Consider the following 17,280-nt stretch of genomic DNA (forward strand, 5'->3'; position numbering starts at 1 on the left):
TTTGTTGTATTATTTCTTTAAAATTGGAAGCTCCTTAATTACTACAAGCCAAACCATCTTCACTGAGACTCCAAAATATTCATGAATTATGATATTGCGAAACCCTTTAATACCCCGCCAATCTATGGTAGTATATTTTGTGCGAATTGTATCGGTGAGTGCACTAACCGCTTCACCAAGTAATAATAAGCTGGCGCTCTGTTGCACTTTTAAGATTGAAAATTATCAAAATCAATACCTGCTACGTAGGCTTCTATCTCTTGTATAGAGTCAAGAATATGCCTGGCTCGTTGACAATCGTCAAGCTGATTTCTCATAAATCAATTTTTTATCCCGCTCAATGAATGGGCGCAGGTAAGGTGACATACCATCTTCGGTTACCAGGTCCACGTCTTTACCCAGTAAATCTTTAAGATCTTCCAGAATTCGACCTAAATCAAACAAGCTGACCATCGCGTCCGGAGCGAAATCAAGAAGCAGATCTACATCGCTATCGGCGGTTTGTTCATTACGGGCGTACGACCCGAAAACATACGCTTTTTGCACCGGTGTATCCCGTAGATAATCTACTATTTTACCCTCAATTTCCTGTGTCATAGATAGTATTCATTACCACAACTTTACACCAAGATACAAGAATACCAGTAACTCTATTCCATTTTCCACTTCATAAAATTCCGTACCTCCGTAAAGTTCAGCTGCTCGTACAGGGGTTTTCCAACGCTGGAGGCGTTGAGGGTTACGGAGCCCACTCCCTCCTGACGGCACCAGTCCAGGATGGTTTCCATGAGGTACTTAGCCAGCCCCAGACGACGGTACTCTTCTTCCACGTATACATTTAGAATATGCGCCTGCTTGTCGGAGGGGCACACGCCGCCCTGACTATCCGGGAACGGCGGAATGCAGCGGAGCAGCAAACCGCCGCCTCCGGCTATGGTTTCCTGGGCGCGGAGCGGCACAAGTACCCAGCCTATGTAGGTACCAGCGGGAATAGCCTCCCGGAAGTAGTCCTGGCTTTGGCGGTACATGCTGTCGTAGCTCTCGGGGCTGATGTCTTTCATGGCGAGCCACATCTGGCTGCGATGTCGGCTTACAGCTTCTACATCCTGTACGGTAGCACGCCGGATTTCAAAATCAGAAGGGGAAGATTGGGTAGTCATTGAATAATAGGCCTGTTCCTGCAAATTACAGCGTTTATGGCTGCATTATAAAATCTTTCGCCAATCTGCTTTTTCACTATCTTGTAAAAAACTACGTAGCCTATGGAAACCAACTACCTCGACAGCGTAAAGAAGCTGTTTCTTTACTATAAAACAACGGGAGAGAGAGCAATAGCGCAGGTACCTGACCCGGGGCTTTTCTGGCAGTATAACGGGGAATCGAACAGTATAGCCATTATTGTAATGCACCTGTGGGGCAACATGCTCTCCCGCTGGACCGACTTCCTGACCGCTGACGGCGAAAAAGACTGGCGCGACCGCGATGGTGAATTTGAGGTGAATCAACTCAGTCGGGAAGAATTAGTGCAAAAGTGGAATGAGACATGGCAGTGTGCGCAAACCGCGCTGGACTCCTTACAACCCGAGGACCTGACCCGCACTATCTACATACGAAACGAAGGGCACACGGTACTGGAAGCCATCAACCGGAACCTCACGCACTACGCCTACCACGTCGGGCAGATCATTTACATCGCCAAGCAGCTTACGGATGCGGACTGGCAGTCGCTGACCATTCCCCGCAACCAGTCCAGAAGCTTTAACCAGGAGAAGTCGGAGCAGCTCAGGGAGCGGAAGCACTTCACTGATAATCTCTGAAAAGAGCGTTTTTCTGACGAAGTAGTGGCAACATTGGCCCTTCACAAAATGTTGAAGGAGAGTACCTGCCACGAATAAACCACCCCATGGCGTTCCGCTTTTTAAGAAAAGACCACTTTGCCGGCCCGGTTGCCACCTATACCCTATTGCACTTTCCGCTGCGGCATATCCGCTGGGCGCTGGCCCGGATGGGCGAACGTCGCCTTACCCTGACACCGCCCCCGGGGGCCATTTTCAGCCGGATGCTGGGGTGCGGCCTCCACGGCTTTAGCCCGCTGCCCGACCTGCGCCTCTACGCACTGGTAGCTTCCTGGGAAAGTACCGAAGCGGCCCTCCACTTTTTCAATTCTGGCTACTTTGCCCCCTATACCGCCCACACTACCGAGCACTATACCGTACTGATGGCTCCGTTGCAGTCACACGGACAGTGGGATGGGGTGAATCCGTTTACTACTTCTGCTCCCACGGTGGCCTCGCCGGAAGACCCGCTGCTGGTACTCACCCGCGCTACCATCCACACCCGTAAGCTGCTCGATTTCTGGCGGCATGTACCGCAGGCGCGGGCAGGTCTGCAGGATTCACCGGGACTGCTCTACGCACAGGGTATTGGTGAAAATCCGTTTACGCAACAGGCTACGGTGAGTATCTGGAAAAACAGCGACTCCGTCAAGCAGTTTGCCTACCAGCGCACCGCCCACAAAGACATTGTACGCCTGACCCGCGAGCGCAACTGGTACCGCGAAGAACTCTTCGCCCGCTTTGTGCCCCTGGCTACGCAGGGTACTATGGAGGGGAAGGATATGCTGGAGGAGTACTTTGAAATTTATACCTAGATGTGATGTACTAATTTTGTAGATTTAGGTGCTACTGAGCCCTCGTGAGGCAGTAGGTACGGCTGAATGTAGCTGCGGCCATACCGTCGTCACCGTAGCCTGCGACTCCGGCATGAAGTACCTATCAAGTGGTTTGTTTGATTAAATTTTGTCACCTATGCACCTATCACGCTCCCTCCTCCGCATCTACGGCCTGCCGCTCCTTATTATCCTCTTCTCAATGGGACTGATGCTGAGTCCTTTGCTGAGCAAGGACCCTGCGCTGGCCATGGGCGTCACCTACGACCTGACCCTGACGGTACCCCTGGTGTACCTTTTCCTCATCAGGAATAAGAGTATCCCTAAAATTACGGCTATACCCGTCTTTGTACTGGGCATCGTACTGGCCAGTCTGCTCCTGCCCGAGCACCAAAGGTACCACCTGGGGCTTGTTACTACCTACCTGCTGCCGGTGGTGGAGCTGGTCCTGCTGTCGGTTATCTTCTTTTACGTCCATAAAGCGGTACGTACCTTCCGGCAAAGCGCCGGGGAGAGCCGGGACTTCTACTTCATCCTGAAGGAGAGTGCCGTCCGGGCCGTAGGGTATCCTCGTCTGGGGAAGGTGTTCGCCTCTGAGATAGCTATGCTCTACTACGCGCTATTGGCCTGGAAGAAAACTCCAAAGCCCCGGAACAGCTTTACTGGCTATAAGGAGAATGGCATTACGGCTCTGCTGGGTACTATCATCTTTATTGGTACCATTGAGCTTTTCATCGCACATATCCTCCTCATACGCTGGAACGAGACGCTGGCGTGGGTGCTATTCTTTGGTAGCCTTTATGGTATATTTCAGATCCTGGGGCATATCCGGGCTATCCGTCGGAGGTATTCAGAAATAAAGGAGAACCGGCTATTACTGAAGTACGGTCTTTTTGGTGATATGGACATAGAGCTGCGGCATATACAGCGGGTAGAGCTTACGACCAATCCGGTTAATGAGGCGGATAAAAAGGTAGAGCAACTGGCGCTGCTGAAAGCGATTGAGAGCTATAATGTAGCCCTTTACTTTACTGAAAAACAAACAATAGAAAAGGCATACGGCGTAAGCAGAGAGTGTGACGTAGTACTGCTGCATGTTGATAATAAGGAGGAATTTGTGGAGAAGCTCAATCAGGCTTTAAGTACCTGCTAAAATCGCTAACCTGCTTGCCGCCCCGTATGAACAACAACTTCTTCCTTACCACTTCGCTGGCGGTGAGGTTTGGCTCAAACTGATGGTAGAAAGCAAAGAGATTTATCGAGCAGGTACTCCGCTCTGTTAGTTCATAAGTCCCAGCCGGGAGGCGTAGGCAATGGCCTCCAGTGAATTATTAGCGCCCAGTTTTTCCATGATGCGCTGGCGGTGGGTATTGACGGTATGGACACTGATAAACAGCTTCTCGGAAATCTCCTTACTCAGGTACCCATCCTTTACCAGCTGAAGCACCTCCTTTTCTCTTTTTGACAGATTTATGAGTTCTTCGCTGGTGGCTGGCAGGGGTACTACCCGGCCGGTTTTGTAGTTAAAAATCTGGCTTTTAATACCCGGCAGGTCGGTCTGGTCCGGTGAAATATCTATGACACCCAGCGTCAGCCATACGTTGCCGCTGGTATCCAGTTCCAGGGCCTGGTGCTGCTCAATAACCCGGATGTACCGGCTCTCATTCCCCATAATCCGGTACTCGTTGACCAGCTTGTAGTGGGAGCGCTCTTCCTGCCGGAGCCCATGAAAAAATTTCAGGATCAGGATGCCATTCTTCATCAGCCCCACAAAATCATCCGGATGCACCCGCGAGTTGAAGTAGTCATTTCCCTGCTGACTTACAGAGTCCAGGTCGTAGCCAAATATTTCTGAGAAGTTGTAGGAGGTATACACATGCTCCTTTTTGAACATGTCAAAAATGGTGATGCCACAGTTGTTGACCTGGGACATGGTTTCCAGGGCCGGCCGGTGCCGGTCAAGTACTTTATAATCCAGGTGTTCCGCCACAAACTGCTGTCTTCCCAGCAATTCGTAGTATTCCATTCCAAGTACTTCCAGTTCGTTCATGGTCTTAGATTACTGATTTTTCAGTATGGTGGAGCGTTCAGGTAGCCGGTAGCTTTGCAGAGTTCATCTATTAGTCACCCATTCACGCTATGAAACAGTTCCTTATCACTACGGGCCTGCTGGCACACTGTATTGTTGTACTGGCGCAGCAGCCCTTCCAGACTATCCGGGGTAAGGTAGTAGACGAAGCCTCCGGCGCTCCTATTCCCTTCGCTACGGTGGTACTCCCCGGCACCGACCCGCTCATTGGCACAACCACTACTGCGGAAGGAGACTTCACTATAGACAAGGTACCCGTCGGGCGCTACGACCTGCGGATTACCTACCTGGGCTATGAACCCGCCCTGCTCAAAGAAATAGCGGTTTCCTCGTCCAAAGAAACCTTTGTAAATGTAAGTATTAGAGAAAGTATAACCAAACTGGACGATGTGGTGGTAAAACCCAAAGTCAACAAGGAGGAGCCTCTCAACAACATGGCTACCGTGAGTGCCCGGATGCTAAGCGTGGAAGAGGCCCGCCGGTACGCCGGAGGCTTTGATGACCCGGCGCGCCTGGCTTCGGCCTTTGCGGGCGTAGCCAGCAACGTGGCTAATAACGGAATAGTGGTACGGGGTAATGCGCCCCGGGCGCTGCAGTGGAAAATGGAGGGCGTAGAGATACCCAATCCGAATCACTTTGCGGACCTTTCGGCTTTTGGTGGCGGCGGCCTGACGGCCCTGAGTACTCAGATGCTCGCCAACTCCGACTTCTTTACCGGCGCTTTTCCCGCCGAGTACAGTAATGCGCTCTCGGGCGTGTTCGACATATTCATGCGCAACGGTACCAGCCAGAAGCCCGAGCATACGTTTCAGCTGGGAGCTATTGGTATTGATGCTTCCTCGGAGGGGCCTTTTAAAAAGGGCGGCCGATCGTCGTACCTGTTCAACTACCGCTACTCTACCCTGGCGCTTATGAAGCCCCTGTTACCCGAGGAAGCCCAGGGTACCAGCTACCAGGACCTGTCGTTTAAGCTCTATTTTCCTACCAACAAGTCAGGCGTATTTTCCTTCTGGGGCCTTGGCCTGCGGGACCGCTCGGGGCAGCTGGCCCAAACCGACAGTAGCCAGTGGCTCTACGCCCAGAACCGCGAAGAGGCCGATGCGAAGCAGTACATGGGAGCTACGGGCCTTAGTCATGACTATATTTTCAGGAATAACGCGCAACTCAAAACCACCCTGGCGGCAACGGTCAGCGGCCTCGACTGGCGGGTAAAACGCCTGAACCACCAGCAGGCTCTGCTGCCCCAAAGTCAGAACCAGACTGCCAACTGGAATTTTGTATTGACCTCCTCCCTGACCAAAAAATTCAGCCCCCGGCATACCAACAAAACCGGTATCGTACTGACCGGACTGCGGTACGACATGCTGCTGAAAGATGCCGGTACCACCGAACAAGCCCCCCTAACCGTGGTGGACGAAACCGGATTCAGTACCCTGCTGACGGCCTATACCAGTTCAGCCTTCCGCTTCTCTGACCGTCTCACGTTGAACCTGGGCCTGAACGGGCAGTTGTTTTCGCTGAACAATCGCTATACCCTCGAGCCCCGGGCCGGGATTAAGTGGCAAATGACACAAAAGCAGTACCTGGGGCTGGCCTACGGGCTGCACAGCCGGCTGGAGCGCCTCAACTACTACTTTACCCGCACACCGCTGACTGACACGCAACTGGTGAACCGGAACCTGGATTTTACCAAAGCGCACCACCTGGTACTAAGCTACGGGGTCAATCTTTCGGAGAATGTGCTGCTGAAGATAGAACCCTACTACCAGTATCTGTACAGCGTCCCGGTAGTTCGGGGTACCTCCTTTTCGTTCATTAACCTGACCAACCAATGGTACCTCAGCGAGAAGCTGGTCAACACGGGCAAAGGCCGCAACTACGGGCTGGACCTGACGCTGGAAAGGTACCTTTCGCGGGGCTACTACTTCCTGCTGACTACTTCCCTGTTCAATTCAGAATACAGTGGGGATAATGGGATCTGGCGCAATACAATGTTCAACCGCAGGTACCTCTCCAATCTGCTGGTGGGTAAAGAGTGGCAGGTAGGCAGGAGTCGGCAGCATGTATTGGGTATCAATACCCGCCTGACAGTACAGGGCGGCGAGCCCTACACGCCCGTCAATACAGCGGCTTCGCTGGCGAAGAAAGAAGTTGTGTACACCGAAGGACAGCTCTACTCGCGGCAGTTACCGCCCGCGCTGCTGGCGCACTTTACGGCCAGCTACAAGATTAACCGCGCCAAAACCGCGCACGAACTGGCGCTGAAGGTACTTAACGCCACCCAATACGGCGATTTCTACGGGTTCCGGTACAACTACCGGCAGCACACCATTGACGAGCACCGCGAGGCCATCATGATTCCTAACGTCAGTTACCGGATAGAATTCTAAAAAAGCAGAGGCGCAAAATTTTGCGCCTCTGCTGAGTCAATTAGCCTTACGCCTTTTCTTTCATACGCTCCTTGAGCTGCTGCAATTCATCGCGGAAGCGGGCGGCCTGCAGGAAGTCCAGGTCTTTGGCGGCGGCTTCCATCTTGCGCTGGGTTTCGGCAATGAGTATTTGTAGGTCGTTTTTGCCCATGTACTGCACCACCGGATCGGCCGCAATGCGTATCTCATCGGGCTCCACGTACATCTTGCGTACCTTGGAGTCGGCCACCCGGGTCTGCTCCATGATAGCTTCCCTGGATTTCAGAATGGTACGCGGCGTAATGCCGTGCTCTTCGTTGTAGGTCATCTGAATGCTGCGGCGGCGGTTGGTTTCGTCAATGGCTTTTTGCATGGAGCCCGTAATCCGGTCGGCGTACATAAGTACCTTTCCCTTGTCGTTCCGGGCGGCGCGGCCAATGGTCTGGATCAGGGAGCGAATATCGCGCAGGAAGCCTTCCTTATCGGCGTCCATAATGGCAACCAGCGATACCTCGGGCAGGTCAAGTCCTTCGCGCAGCAGGTTCACGCCTACCAATACATCAAACACCCCCAGCCGCAGCTCACGCAGGATTTCTACCCGGTCCAGCGCCTTTACTTCGGAGTGGATATAGCGACACTTGATACCAACGCGGTCAAGGTACTTGCTAAGCTCCTCGGCCATACGCTTGGTAAGGGTAGTAACCAGTGCCCGCTCGCCCCGCTTTATACGGATATCAATTTCGTCGAGCAGGTCGTCAATCTGGTTCAGGCTGGGCCGTACTTCAATTTCGGGGTCCAGCAGGCCCGTCGGGCGGATGATCTGTTCCACCACAATTCCTTCGGTGCGGCGCAGCTCGTAGTCGGCCGGGGTAGCACTGACAAAAATAATCTGGCTGGACAGGTCTTCAAACTCCTGGAAGGTCAGGGGCCGGTTGTCCATGGCGGAGGGTAGCCGGAAACCGTAATCTACCAGAGCTTCCTTACGCGAGCGGTCTCCGCCCCACATGGCGCGTATCTGTGGCATAGTTACGTGGCTTTCGTCGACCACGAGCAGGTAGTCCTCGGGAAAGTAGTCGAGCAGACAGAAAGGCCGCTGCCCCGGCAATCGGCGGTCAAAGTACCGTGAATAGTTTTCGATACCCGAGCAGTAGCCCAGTTCGCGCATCATTTCCAGGTCAAACTCAGTTCGTTCCTTAATCCGCTCGGCTTCCAGCAGTCGCCCTTCCTTGGCAAAGTACCGGATCTGGGCCACCAGGTCGTCCTGAATTTCTTTCATGGACTGCATAAGTACATCGCGGCCGGTTACAAACAGGTTGGCCGGGAAGACAGCAATCTGGCGTTCGCTGGAAAGCCTTTTCCCGTTAGAAGGGTCAATGCGCTGAATTTCCTCGATTTCATCGCCGTAAAAAATAAAGCGGTAGGCGAAGTCGGCGTAGCCGGGGTATACGTCCACGGTGTCGCCCTTCACCCGGAAGGTACCGCGGGTAAACTCCGCCTCGGTGCGGCTGTACAAAATCTCCACTAGCCGGAACAGGAATTGGTTGCGGCTGACGGTGTCGCCCACGCCTACGCGTACAATGCTCTTTTTGTACTCCTGGGGGTTACCGGCACCATAGATACAGGAAACCGACGCCACCACAATCACGTCGCGACGGCCGCTCATCAGCGAAGAAACCGTTGAGAGCCGCAGCTTATCAATCTCTTCGTTAATGGCCAGGTCTTTTTCAATGTAGGTATTGGTAGTGGCTATAAAAGCCTCGGGCTGGTAGTAGTCGTAGTAGCTGATGAAGTACTCAACGGCATTGTCCGGAAAAAACTGCTTAAATTCACCGTACAGCTGGGCCGCCAGGGTTTTGTTATGGCTAAGTACCAGCGTGGGGCGGTTGACCTGCTCTACTACATTAGCTATGGTAAAGGTTTTACCAGAGCCGGTTACCCCCAGTAGGGTTTGGGCGCGTTCGCCGCTTCGGAGGCCTTCGACCAGTTGTTGAATGGCCTGGGGCTGGTCGCCCGTCGGCTGATAATCAGAAACTATTTCAAAATTCATAGATAACCCTTCAATAATTAAGCGTGAGGTCTCATACTTTCAGCAAATGACCGGTGCAATGGTAGGTTGGTCCCGAAAATTACCATTAAATCCAGTAAATTGAAACATAGGAAGGGGTACCAATAGTTCGGTACTACAGCAGTACCTCCTGAAAAATAAACTATCCGTCGGGCTGGCGTTTGGATAGCCCGCCGGTACGATCCATGTCTTAGTCTTATACGTATGAAAAGTATCCGCGATAGGCTGTACATCATCATATTCGAATCCGACACCCCGGCTGGTAAGGCTTTCGATGTGGTGCTGATAATAAGCATCGTTATAAGTGTACTGGTTGTTATGCTGGAAAGTATACCCGCCCTTCGGGCCAGGTATCAGCTCGAATTTTACGCCATAGACTGGTTCTTTACACTTGTATTTACCCTGGAGTACCTCCTGCGTATCTGGGTGTCGAGAAATACCCGCAGCTATGTTTTCGGTTTTTGGGGAATTATTGATTTAATGGCTATTCTACCCACCTATTTAGGGATCCTGGTAACAGGTACCCGCTACCTGCTCGCTATCCGAATTCTAAGGGTACTGCGGGTGTTCCGGATACTCAAGCTGGTTCGGTTTATTTTAGAAGCACAAACAATAACCAGAGCGCTAACAAACAGCTATCAGAAGATTATCGTATTTCTGGGGATGGTACTCTCCATTGTGATAATATTGGGAACTGTCATGTACCTGATTGAAAACGGCAACGCCGCCGAAAGCGGATTTACCAGTATCCCTGTCAGTATTTACTGGGCTATTGTTACACTAACCACGGTTGGCTTTGGAGATATTGTACCGCAGACGGTCCTGGGAAAAATTATCGCTTCGCTGATCATGCTGATCGGGTATGCGATTATAGCAGTGCCGACGGGCATCGTCACCAACGAATTACTACATATGCAGAAAGGTACCCGACTATGCCCCAGCTGTGGCAACAATCATAATGACAACGACGCTTCCTATTGCAAGGTCTGCGGCCATAAGCTTGAGTAGCGGTCTGCCAGTAGCCAGCCGGCGCGTTACTCTTCCTGCGGTAGTACGGGTAGCATAATGGTAAAGGTAGTACCTACGCCGGGTGCGGAAGATACCGTCATGGTGCCCTGGTGGTTCTGCACTATTTTCCGGCACAAGGCCAGCCCAATTCCCAGGCCACTTGTATTGGCATCCAGTTTTTTAAAAAGCTGAAATACGTAGGTATGGTAGTCTTTTTCAAAACCTATACCATTGTCCGTAAACTGTATTTTTATAAAGTCAACGTACTTAAATTTCCCCTGGATGGTTTTGAAATGATTACGGCTTACCACCGTTCCGGCCACTGTTATGCGCAGCGGTCTTTCGGCTGCTCTAAATTTCAGAGCGTTATCAAACAAGTGGTCAAACAGCATCTCCAGCTGCCCCGGGTCGCCATAGATTACCGGTAGCCCGTCCAGCTCAAGCGTACAGTCAAAATTCTGTCCTTCCCCGGTTCCTTCTGCCTTATAGCACGCCAGCATGATTGACTTTTCCAGTTTTACCCGCTTCTTAATGCTCCCGGATTCATTAAGCCAGACGTACTGCTGTAGGCTATAAAGTACCTCTTTCATGTAAGTAGCTACCTTCCGGATACGCTCGGAGGCCATAACTGTGCGGGCCGACTGCGTTCCACCCTGCTCTTGACTAAGTACCTCCGTAAACACCATCATTTTGCGCAGTGGCTCCTGTAGGTCATGCGAAATTATATGGCTAAACTGCATGAGTTCATCATTAAGTACCTGCAGCTCCTGAATACTCTGATCCAGCTTTTCAGCCTGCTCCTGCAACTCGGCCTTGGCCTTAACAAGCTCCAAATTTTCATTCAGGGCTTTTTCAGCGAGTCGTTTGGCCTCCAGAATTTCGTTTTCGTATTTTCCCCGGTTAGGTACGCATATACATACACACAGGTTTATAATACTACCGTCATGTTCTATACGTCGGGCGTTGAGCAAAACAGGTACCTGATTGCCGGACTTGGCTTTCAGGTGAAGAAATATTTCCTCCGCTTCCCCGTGCATTTTTAGCATGAGAAAAAAGTGTGTCTGGTAAAAAATACGGGCTGAGAGAGAAAGGATATTCTCAACGGTACGTTTATGGAGCTCTTCTTTGCTGTATCCCAGCATTTTACAGAAGGTTCCATTTACTTCATGCAGAAGGCTGTCATCTGTAAAAGAAAAGATACCACCTGGTGCATGTTCTAGCAAATTATCCATCGGTTAGGGTTATCCCGGAAAGTTAACTCATATGAGACAAATACTCCCGTATTATATCAATTGTTTCGTCGGGTGAACTTACGTGCGGGCAGTGACCGGTAGCTTTCATAACTTTAAGCGTACTGTTGGGCAGGTTTCTGTGTAAATATTCACCTACTTCCAGCGGCGCTATAATATCGTCGGAACACTGCATGATTAACGAAGGCAGTTTAAGTTTAGACAGGTCGTTACGATAATCGGAAAAGAAAGTTGCCTGCGCAAACTGACGGGCAATTACGGGATCCGTTGAGCAGAAACTCTCCGTAAGCTCTGCTCCCAGTTCCGGCCGGTCTTGGTTACCCATGATCTGGGGCGCCAGGAAACTGGACCAGCCAATGTAGTTTTTTTCCATGGTTTCCAGCAGCCCCTCAATATCCTGCCTTTCAAAGCCACCCTTGTAGTTCTCATCGTTAATATAGCAGGGCGAAGGGCCAACCATAACTATCCGGGAAAAATAGCCGGGTTCAGACACCGCCGCCAGCATGCCCGTCATGCTGCTTACCGAGTGACCCACAAAAATAACGTCCCGCAGGTCCAGCACCTCGCATATTTCCAGCACATCCTGCGCATACCCGTGCAGGGTCGAGTACCTTTCGGGATTATAGGCGCTGATTTCGGACTGGCCACTACCCACAAAGTCAAACAGGATAAGCTTGTAATCCTGCTCGAAAGCGGGGGTTATGTAACGCCACATGTTCTGGTCGCAGCCAAAGCCATGGGCAAACATAATAGGCTGCTCTCCCTTTCCGGAAATTTTTACATTATTGCGCTGAAGAATATTGGATGTCATGGACTCGGTGGATATTGTAACTTGTTATAAACTTAGAGGCAAGTTACAACATTTTCAGTATAACTAAAAGAACCAGCCCCGTAGTCGCTTCTCCTTCTGGCCTGTTTACCGTATTTCCAATTTTAGGGCTAATTATAACCTTTCTGCCTGTTCATAGTTTATTTACTATTGGAAATCGCACCAGATGGCAGAAACAGTACTGATTACCGGCGGAACCGGTCTTATTGGACGCCGTCTTACCGAATTATTACTGGAAAGAGGCTATCGGGTAGCGTATCTTAGCCGGGGCCCGGCCTCCTACCCCAACGTAAAAGTGTTCCAGTGGGATATTAGCAAAGGCTATGTAGATAAGCAGGCGCTGGACAATATGGATTACCTCATTCATCTGGCCGGTGCCGGTATAGCTGATGGCCGCTGGACCGAAGACCGTAAAAAAATCATACTTAGTAGCCGTACCGAAAGTATACAACTACTCGCCCGCAAAATGGCGGAGCAGGGGGTTAAGCCTAAAGTTTTTGTGTCTTCGTCGGCTATCGGGTACTACGGAGCTGACACCGGCGATGTGCAACAAACGGAGACCTCGCCCCCCGGCAATGACTTCATGGCTGAGGTTACTGTTAAGTGGGAAGCCGCCGCTGATGCCGTTAAAGCCCTGGGAGTGCGTACTGTTAAAATACGCACCGGCGTGGTACTTAGTGGTGAGGGAGGAGCCCTGCCTCAGATTGCGGCCCCTGCCCGCTGGGCCGTGGGTGCGCCGCTGGGTTCAGGCAAACAGTGGGTGTCCTGGATACACGTCGACGATATTTGTCGCATGTACTTGGAAGCCCTGGAGCATCCGGACTGGGAAGGAGTATACAATGGCGTGGCACCTTCACCGGTCACCAACGAGCAGCTTACCCGTCAGATTTGTGATGTACTGGGCAAACCACAGTGGGCACCACACGTACCTGCCTTTGCCCTACGCCTCGTCTTTGGCGAAATGGCGGCCGTAGTACTGGGCAGCAGCTACGTAAAGAACGAGCGAATCAGGCACAGCGCGTTCAGGTACCTGTACCCGGGCCTCCAGGCCGCTCTGGTTGATCTGCTACCTAAGCAATAGCCGTAAAGTATGAATAAAGTGTCCGAATTATATCTAGGGTATCCTTCAGTGATTGAGATTCCGGTAGCGTGGGGAGAGATGGATGCAGCCCGACACCTCAACAATGCGGTTTATATCCGGTATATGGAAAGTGGTCGAATTGCACTTTTCAGGGAGTGGGATTTTACCGGGTTCAGCGGGGGCATTGGGCCTATCCTGGCGGAAGTACGGTGCAGGTACAAGGCACCGGTTACATTTCCGGACACCGTACGGGTAGCGACCGGGGTTGTAAATGGCAGCCTGCATGCGTACGGGTTTGAACTACAGCACCTAATGATAAGTAGTCAATTAGGCCGTATTGTTGCTGAAGGCCATTCTGTTATTGTGAGCTATGACTATACCGGACTTAGCAAAACTCCTTTGCCTGAACCTGTTGTCAGGAAAATCCGGGAAGCGTAGCGACAGAAACCGGGAAGTTCTATATGTTTGAATTAGTAGTATATTTATAACTTTAATACTTTTAACAGCGCCCCTCGGATTGTACTATTCTGTGATAAAAAGAATGTGAAGGTATTCAATAGTCTTTTTATCAAAAAGTATGGTAGAAAATTTCTTCAAACGCGTACTGGATAGTTACCATCATCGTTTTGTATCGCGTAAGCTGGTTCTGGCTATTGACCTGGCGATAATCGTTTTTTCCTTCCTGACAGCCTGTATCCTGCGCTTCAACTTTGATGTCGCCGATATCAACTGGAGCGTTTATCAATACTACCTCGTATTTCTGCTGCTGGTCCGTTATGTCTGCTTTACGTCCTATCGGTCCTACCACGGCATTGTGCGTCATACCAGTCTGGAAGACATGAACCTGATTTTCCGGACCGTTACCGCCAGCAGCCTGATCACCACCGGGCTTTCGACAACCGCTGCTTTTTTCGGGGACAATCATTCCCTCTATATTCCAGTATCGGTACTTCTTATTGAGTACTTTATTTGTCTGTTTCTGATGATTGCCAGCCGCTTTTTTGTAAAATCCATGTACATGGACATAGCCAGCAAAAATCGCCGGAAACAGTCGCAGGACGTTATTATTTACGGAGCTGGTACCTTGGGCCTGGTTACCAAAAATGTACTGCTGCATGATACCGGTAACGTATATAATATCCTGTGTTTTATTGACGATAACACTACCCTGGGCGATATGTCAGTGGAAGGTGTCCGGGTATATGACCTCGATACCGCCTACGAGCGGTTTTTATCAGACACAGCAAGAGAGGTAGAAGTCGTGCTGGCCATTCAGGGCATTTCACCTTCCCACAAAAAAGCAATCATTGAGTACTTTCTGCAGCGGGACATTGTGGTGAAAGTAGTACCCTCAGCCAACGAATGGCTGAACGGCAGGCTCAGCAGCCAGCAAATCAGAAAGATACGTATAGAAGACCTGCTGGAACGGGAACCCATACAGCTGACCAACGAAAAGATTGAGGAGCAGGTGACCGGAAAGTGTATTCTGATTACCGGCGCTGCCGGCTCCATCGGCAGTGAACTTACCCGCCAGATCCTGCGCTATTGCCCGTCCCGCCTTCTGCTGATGGACCAGTCCGAGTCGGCTTTATATGACCTGGAATTTGAACTTAACCAAAACTGCCCGACGGCTACTAAGCTGCTCCCCATTGTAGCCGATATTACGGATGAGGTACGTATGCAGCGTATGTTTAACCTGCATCGGCCACAGGTAGTATACCACGCCGCGGCTTACAAGCACGTGCCGCTCATGGAAAAGTACCCGTACGAAGCCATCAAAACCAACGCCTTAGGCACCAAACTACTCGCCGATCTTTCGACCAGCAACGACGTGGAGAAATTTGTGTTTGTCTCTACCGATAAGGCCGTTAACCCTACCAATGTAATGGGGGCCACCAAGCGTCTGGCCGAAATGTACCTGCAAAGCCTGAACGACCGCTTTAACAACGGCACGCGCTTTGTGATTACCCGCTTCGGCAATGTACTGGGTTCCAACGGCTCGGTAGTACCGTTGTTCAAAAAGCAGATTCAGGCGGGCGGACCGCTTACCGTAACGCACCCGGAAGTAATCCGTTATTTTATGACCATTCCCGAAGCCTGCCAGCTGGTACTTGAGGCCGGGACTATGGGTATTCGGGGCGAAGTATTTGTCTTTGATATGGGAGAACCCGTCCGCATTCAGGACCTGGCCCGCCGCATGATTCAACTGTCGGGTTTGGAAATAGACCGGGACATAAAAATTGAATACACGGGCTTACGCCCCGGCGAAAAGCTCTTCGAAGAGCTCCTGGGTGAATGCGAACAGAACCGGCCCACGCATCACCCCAAGATCCTAATTGCCCGCCTGCAGTCGGTTCCTTTCCAGTTGGTACACGAGACTTTTGTCGAGCTGCGCAAAGCGCTCAAGAAGTGCGACCGCGAGGCAATGGTAGGTCTGCTCAAGGGTATTATCCCGGAATTTATCAGTAATAACTCCGAGTTTGAAAAGCTGGATCAGGCAGAAGAAAAACTGACCAACCCCCGTTGAGCAGGCCCGTATTCTTTGTTTTTGCGACTTCTTTCGTTTTAAAATTCAGGAGTAATTTGCCAGGTAAGAATAAATCTTATTTTTGTAAAGCTGTATGCGTGCATACTTCTCTTTCTATAACCCTTACTACTAAAGTCTATGGCCGAAGCCTATATCTATGATGCTGTTCGTACGCCCCGCGGCCGGGGCAAATCCGACGGCTCGCTGCACGAGGTGCAGCCCGTACAGCTACTAACCACTGTACTCAAAGAACTCAGAGATCGCAACCAGTTGGATACCAGCTACATCGACGACGTGATCATGGGCTGCGTAACCCCCATCGGCGAACAGGGGGCCGACATCGCCCGCACGGCAGTGATTGAAGCCGGTTATGCCGACTCGGTGGCTGGTGTTCAGCTCAATCGGTTCTGCTCGTCGGGGCTGGAGGCCATCAACATGGCCGCCGCCTACGTAATGTCCGGCCAGGTGGATATGATCATTGCCGGAGGCGTGGAGTCTATGTCGCGGGTACCAATGGGTGCCGACGGGGGAGCGCTTTTTATGAATCCACAGATTGTAGCCCGCCACAACATAGTACCCCAAGGCATTTCGGCCGACCTTATCGCTACCCGCTACGGCTACTCCCGTACCGATGTGGACACCTATGCCGCCGAGTCGTACCGCCGGGCGGTGGAAGCCCAGCAGGCCGGGCGTTTCGCGCGCACGCTGGTACCGGTGCAGGACAACCTTGGTACTACCCTGCTGGACTACGACGAGGGGGTACGTCCGGGTACTACGGTTGACTCACTAACTAAACTAAAACCGGCCTTTGAGGCGCAGGGACAAATGGGCCTCAATGCCCTGGCCCTGATGAAGTACCCCGACATGACCCACATCAACCACGTTCACCACGCCGGCAACTCATCGCAGATCGTAGACGGTGCCGCCGGATTACTGATTGGCAGTCGGGAAATCGGGGAGCAGCTGGGGCTCAAACCCCGGGCCCGAATCAAGGCCTTTGCTGTGGTGGGCTCTGAACCCACCATTATGCTGACCGGCCCGGTACCCGCCACTCAAAAAGTACTAAAGCGGGCGGGCATGAACATAGCTGATATTGATCTGTTTGAAGTTAACGAAGCCTTTGCCGCTATACCCATGCTGTTTATGGAACTCCTGGGGGTCGACCACAGCAAGGTTAACCCTAACGGTGGAGCCATCGCGCTGGGGCATCCGCTGGGCGCAACGGGAGCCATTATTTCCGCAACCCTGCTCGATGAAATGGAACGTCGTGACCTGACTACCGGTCTGGCCACGCTGTGCATCGGTGCCGGTATGGGCATCGCAACCATTTTTGAACGGGTAGAGTAGTATTTGTT

At 51.5% G+C, this 17,280-nt stretch carries 16 protein-coding genes; 9 read left to right on the plus strand and 7 right to left on the minus strand.

What is annotated here, in order from left to right; translation table 11 throughout:
• Window positions 1–9 precede the first annotated feature (9 nt).
• From VGN67_RS24505 to VGN67_RS06575, 3 genes are all read right to left on the minus strand, one after another.
• Window positions 10–207 carry a DUF86 domain-containing protein gene (locus tag VGN67_RS24505; RefSeq protein ID WP_414717291.1) on the minus strand — a complete coding sequence of 66 codons (198 nt, stop codon included), beginning with the start codon at window positions 205–207 and terminating at the stop codon, window positions 10–12.
• Between the two features lie 93 nt (window positions 208–300).
• On the minus strand, window positions 301–597 hold the full coding sequence (locus VGN67_RS06570) for a nucleotidyltransferase family protein (RefSeq protein ID WP_327485989.1): 297 nt from the start codon (window positions 595–597) through the stop codon (window positions 301–303).
• 53 nt (window positions 598–650) lie between these two features.
• On the minus strand, window positions 651–1,160 hold the full coding sequence (locus VGN67_RS06575; RefSeq protein ID WP_327485990.1) for a GNAT family N-acetyltransferase: 510 nt from the start codon (window positions 1,158–1,160) through the stop codon (window positions 651–653).
• Between the two features lie 102 nt (window positions 1,161–1,262).
• Between VGN67_RS06575 and VGN67_RS06580 the strand changes: the two genes are divergently transcribed.
• The 3 genes from VGN67_RS06580 to VGN67_RS06590 all read left to right on the plus strand — a co-directional run bounded on the left by VGN67_RS06580 (window position 1,263) and on the right by VGN67_RS06590 (window position 3,821).
• A complete protein-coding gene (locus tag VGN67_RS06580) occupies window positions 1,263–1,817 on the plus strand; it encodes a DUF1572 family protein (RefSeq protein ID WP_327485991.1) in 555 nt (184 codons plus the stop codon).
• Window positions 1,818–1,903: 86 nt separating this feature from the next.
• Window positions 1,904–2,650 (plus strand): hypothetical protein, encoded by a 747-nt coding sequence (locus VGN67_RS06585; RefSeq protein WP_327485992.1) that lies wholly within the window; start codon window positions 1,904–1,906, stop codon window positions 2,648–2,650.
• A 157-nt stretch (window positions 2,651–2,807) separates the two neighbouring features.
• Entirely contained in the window at window positions 2,808–3,821 is a 1,014-nt protein-coding gene (locus VGN67_RS06590; RefSeq protein WP_327485993.1) for a hypothetical protein, read from the plus strand.
• A gap of 126 nt (window positions 3,822–3,947) precedes the next feature.
• Here the strand turns inward: VGN67_RS06590 and VGN67_RS06595 are convergent, their stop codons facing one another.
• A complete protein-coding gene (locus VGN67_RS06595; RefSeq protein WP_327485994.1) occupies window positions 3,948–4,718 on the minus strand; it encodes a helix-turn-helix transcriptional regulator in 771 nt (256 codons plus the stop codon).
• Between the two features lie 89 nt (window positions 4,719–4,807).
• Between VGN67_RS06595 and VGN67_RS06600 the strand changes: the two genes are divergently transcribed.
• Window positions 4,808–7,147, plus strand: coding sequence for a TonB-dependent receptor (locus VGN67_RS06600; protein WP_327485995.1), 2,340 nt, complete (start codon window positions 4,808–4,810; stop codon window positions 7,145–7,147).
• Window positions 7,148–7,193: 46 nt separating this feature from the next.
• Here the strand turns inward: VGN67_RS06600 and uvrB are convergent, their stop codons facing one another.
• Window positions 7,194–9,212 carry an excinuclease ABC subunit UvrB gene (gene uvrB / locus VGN67_RS06605; protein ID WP_327485996.1) on the minus strand — a complete coding sequence of 673 codons (2,019 nt, stop codon included), beginning with the start codon at window positions 9,210–9,212 and terminating at the stop codon, window positions 7,194–7,196.
• Window positions 9,213–9,434: 222 nt separating this feature from the next.
• On the opposite strand from uvrB, the gene VGN67_RS06610 reads away from it, so the two are divergent.
• Entirely contained in the window at window positions 9,435–10,238 is an 804-nt protein-coding gene (locus VGN67_RS06610) for an ion transporter (RefSeq protein ID WP_327485997.1), read from the plus strand.
• Between the two features lie 26 nt (window positions 10,239–10,264).
• Here VGN67_RS06610 and VGN67_RS06615 read toward each other — a convergent pair whose 3' ends face one another.
• On the minus strand, window positions 10,265–11,470 hold the full coding sequence (locus tag VGN67_RS06615; RefSeq protein WP_327485998.1) for an ATP-binding protein: 1,206 nt from the start codon (window positions 11,468–11,470) through the stop codon (window positions 10,265–10,267).
• Between the two features lie 22 nt (window positions 11,471–11,492).
• On the minus strand, window positions 11,493–12,299 hold the full coding sequence (locus VGN67_RS06620; RefSeq protein WP_327485999.1) for an alpha/beta hydrolase: 807 nt from the start codon (window positions 12,297–12,299) through the stop codon (window positions 11,493–11,495).
• 184 nt (window positions 12,300–12,483) lie between these two features.
• On the opposite strand from VGN67_RS06620, the gene VGN67_RS06625 reads away from it, so the two are divergent.
• The 4 genes from VGN67_RS06625 to VGN67_RS06640 all read left to right on the plus strand — a co-directional run bounded on the left by VGN67_RS06625 (window position 12,484) and on the right by VGN67_RS06640 (window position 17,272).
• Complete coding sequence (locus tag VGN67_RS06625; RefSeq protein ID WP_327486000.1) at window positions 12,484–13,398, plus strand: TIGR01777 family oxidoreductase; 915 nt, start codon at window positions 12,484–12,486, stop codon at window positions 13,396–13,398.
• 9 nt (window positions 13,399–13,407) lie between these two features.
• Entirely contained in the window at window positions 13,408–13,836 is a 429-nt protein-coding gene (locus VGN67_RS06630) for a thioesterase family protein (protein WP_327486001.1), read from the plus strand.
• A gap of 139 nt (window positions 13,837–13,975) precedes the next feature.
• Window positions 13,976–15,925, plus strand: a complete 1,950-nt coding sequence (locus tag VGN67_RS06635) for a nucleoside-diphosphate sugar epimerase/dehydratase (RefSeq protein ID WP_327486002.1) — start codon at window positions 13,976–13,978, stop codon at window positions 15,923–15,925.
• 138 nt (window positions 15,926–16,063) lie between these two features.
• Window positions 16,064–17,272, plus strand: coding sequence for an acetyl-CoA C-acetyltransferase (locus VGN67_RS06640; RefSeq protein ID WP_327486003.1), 1,209 nt, complete (start codon window positions 16,064–16,066; stop codon window positions 17,270–17,272).
• Window positions 17,273–17,280 lie beyond the last annotated feature (8 nt).

The organism is Telluribacter sp. (assembly GCF_035998675.1).
Taxonomy (GTDB): Bacteria; Bacteroidota; Bacteroidia; order Cytophagales; family Spirosomataceae; genus Telluribacter.